The organism is Citrobacter sp. Cb080 (genome assembly GCF_030334745.1).
GTDB lineage: Bacteria > Pseudomonadota > Gammaproteobacteria > Enterobacterales > Enterobacteriaceae > Citrobacter > Citrobacter braakii.
In genome coordinates, this window is sequence record NZ_JAOWDG010000057.1 from 1 (window position 1) to 3,124 (window position 3,124).

Consider the following 3,124-nt stretch of genomic DNA (forward strand, 5'->3'; position numbering starts at 1 on the left):
TGATCTTGACCCTCCATCTCCGAACAGCTTTTGTATCTTAAGTTAACGATGTCCGCTGCCGCCGGTATTCCCTCGGGGAGTGATATCCCAGCGCGCTGTGCGGGTGGTTTTCATTGTAATGCGTGAACGCTACTGCAAGGTTTCGCAGTGCTGTTCTCACATCCGGTTTTGGCATGAACGCGATATAGTCTTCTTTCATCGTTTTCACGAACCGTTCGGCCATGCCATTACTCTGCGGGCTGCTCACCGCTGTTGTGCAGGGCTCCAGATTCAGCTCTCTCGCGAACCTCCGCGTTTCATACGCGGTATACGCTGAACCGTTATCCGTCAGCCACTGCACCGCTGTGTCGGGCAACCTGTCGCCGAAGCGCTTTTCCACCGACCTCAGCATCACATCCTGCACGGTCGAACTGTCATAGCCTCCCGTGCTTGCTGCCCAGTCTATGGCCTCACGGTCGCAGCAGTCCAGCGCGAACGTTACCCGCAGTTTTTCGCCGTTGTCGCAGCCGAACTCGAAGCCATCTGAACACCAGCGCATATCGCTTTCTGCCACCGCTATCTTGCCCTTATGTTCACGCTTCGGTCGCTCTGGTTTGTGATGCAACAACAACAGGTTATGCTCACGCATTATCCTGTAAAGCCGTTTGGCATTCACAGGTAGCTGTCCCTCTGTGCGACGTTGCTTGCGCAGGATGCCCCACACGCGTCGATAACCATAACTCGGCATATCGCTGATAATGTTGAGGATAGCCGACAGTATTTCTGCGTCTGCTTCTTCATTACGCCGGTTACAGCGCCTGTCCTGCCAGTCGGCAGAACGGTTAATCCGCAGTGACAGTTGCGCACGCGACACGCCCATGGTCCGGCAGACCATGGCTATTCCCCGTCCTTTGGCAACAAGGGCGCGTGCGCTATCCATTTTCGCGACTGACCGTACTCCACGGCTTCTTTCAGGATCTCAACTTCCATCGTCTTCTTGCCCAGAAGGCGCTGAAGCTCCCGGACCTGCTTCAGAGCAGCAGTAAGCTCAGAAGCAGGAACGACTTCCTCTCCAGCCGCAACGGCGGTGAGGCTGCCTTCCTGATATTGCTTCTTCCACTTAAACAGCAGGCTGGGCTGGATACCATGCAGGCGGGCGACATGGGAGACATTCATACCCGGCTCCATCGTCTGCTGGATAATGGCGATCTTCTCCTGAGGAGTTTTACGTTTACGGACTTCTTGCCCTAACAGGATCCCGGTCATCTCAAAATTGGCGTTAGTGTTAGACATATATTCAAGCCTATCTCTTATCTGGAGATACAGCTACTGTCCGGTGTTTCAGGGGGCTACATCATATTTCATAGTGTGCATAGAGCACCAGGCCGGATTCGCGCCCCAGATGATGATATATTTTGCTTTTACAAAATCTTCCGGGTCGTTACACCACATATCCCCCATATCATAGTTCTGGGCGTCGATACCGGCTGGCCAGCAAGGTGTCCCGGCAAAACGGGTGGTGTAACCCAGCGAAGACATCATCCCTTCAACGGCATAACCCATCACCCCAAGGTTGCCTGAGTATTTTGACAGCGCCAGCCCCAGCATTGAGCCGTCTTTCTTTTTAATCTCCAGCATCTTGGTCGCAATGCGCTGCATTGCTTCGTCCCAGGAGATACGACGCCAGTTACCGCTGCCGCGAACATCCTGAACCATCGGATATTTAATGCGATCCGGGCTATACACCCGGCGAGGATAAGTCAGACCTTTTACACAGGGTGTTCCATGCGTAAACGTTGACTCAGGCGCGCCTTCCACAAAGGTAATGACGTCATCCTTCACCCAGGTTTTCAGGCTACAGGTGTCATAGCAGTTACGCGGACAGGCGTTGCGAGAAATTTTGTAAGTTTTAGGGTTAAACGGAATTGGCGGTTGCGCCAATGCGCAGCGTGAAGTCAGCAACCCCCCAGGCAGGGCAGCCACGGTTCCAAGGGCAACTAACCCTTTCAAAAATGAACGTCTGTTCAGAACTCCCGGTTCATTACTCATATTGATACTCTCGTGTTTAATTCATTAAGCCAAGAAGACAACCTTCCCGCTACGGTTTTCAGCGTGGCGGTTTGTGCATTTATATTTATTTTTTCGATATACTCGGGCACACACAGCGCTATATACTCACTTATATATCGAGTGAAGGCGACCTGGTATTTAGCTGATGTTCTGGCATTAGCCGATAATAAAACCGCCAATTCCAATACATATGAAATATGATCATCCGGTATATTATTTTTGTGGTTTATAGATAAACCTATATTTGCCATGAATTCCCGAATGCTCAAAGTTGATTTACCCATTACGAGGGCATCTTCTTCGAGATAAACCGAAGCGAACGGCGCAGCCTTTAACGTCTGTGGCCCAACAAATAGCGCATTGAAGTCGTACTCCGCGTCCAACCACTCCTGTTCTGTTAGCCTCGAGGCATGTGCTTCCGGAGCTGAATAAGCCGCTTTCAGCGTGTGACTATCGTGAGAAATAAAAAAATCACGCAACAATAACCCTGTCGATTCAAAGATCGTCAGGGTTTCATATATTTCACCCATGAATTAACCAACCATTTATTCATAAAACAAATGAAAACGTAACGCAGGTTGATATAATAAAGAAAACGCCTCATCTTTCTTTGATGAAACTAATGGTCAGACTCATTAAATAAATGTGTTACGCGGTTTATTGTTTCAAGAATTGACAATCTGAAAGCGTGGAAATAAATATCCTCCGGCATAGCCGGAGGTTTTTCGGATGCGCCTATAAGGCTCTGTTACCAGCCGCGCCCTAACAGGCGCATACGATCTGACATTTGCATCAGACTTCGTTACTTACGGCCCGTAAACGGGCTACCCGCATAAGGGATCGATAACTGCTCACCCATTTTATCTTCTGCAAGCTGCTGCTTTATGTATTCCTGTATCTTCACCGTGTTCTTACCCACCGTATCTACGTAGTATCCCCGGCACCAGAACTCTCTATTCCTGTACTTGAATTTCATATCCCCAAACTGTTCATACAGCATCAGACTGCTTTTCCCTTTCAGATACCCCATAAAGCCGGATACGCTCATTTTGGGTGGGATTTCCACAAGCATATG

General features: G+C 49.6%; 3 protein-coding genes and 1 pseudogene. All 4 read right to left on the reverse strand.

The features are described 5' to 3' along the window. Window positions 1–37: 37 nt before the first annotated feature. A protein-coding gene (locus tag OGV38_RS10175) for an IS3 family transposase (RefSeq protein WP_117086587.1) occupies window positions 38–1,245 on the reverse strand; the annotation gives its coding sequence in 2 pieces (ribosomal slippage) (window positions 38–924 and window positions 924–1,245; 1,209 coding nt in all). 90 nt (window positions 1,246–1,335) lie between these two features. Continuing rightward, a pseudogene (locus OGV38_RS10180) lies at window positions 1,336–2,028 on the reverse strand (molybdopterin-dependent oxidoreductase); the annotation flags it as partial. Further along, entirely contained in the window at window positions 2,025–2,579 is a 555-nt protein-coding gene (locus OGV38_RS10185) for a TorD/DmsD family molecular chaperone (RefSeq protein ID WP_286473260.1), read from the reverse strand. The pseudogene OGV38_RS10180 and the gene OGV38_RS10185, both read right to left, overlap by 4 nt. 272 nt (window positions 2,580–2,851) lie before the next feature. Next, the coding region (tnpA, locus tag OGV38_RS10190) for an IS200/IS605 family transposase (protein ID WP_286473102.1) at window positions 2,852–3,124 on the reverse strand (273 nt) is incomplete at its 5' end.

Bases quoted from the DNA above. Each gene is read 5' to 3' on its own strand.
- OGV38_RS10185 (WP_286473260.1), bottom strand. From the start codon at position 2,579: ATGGGTGAAATATATGAAACCCTGACGATCTTTGAATCGACAGGGTTA.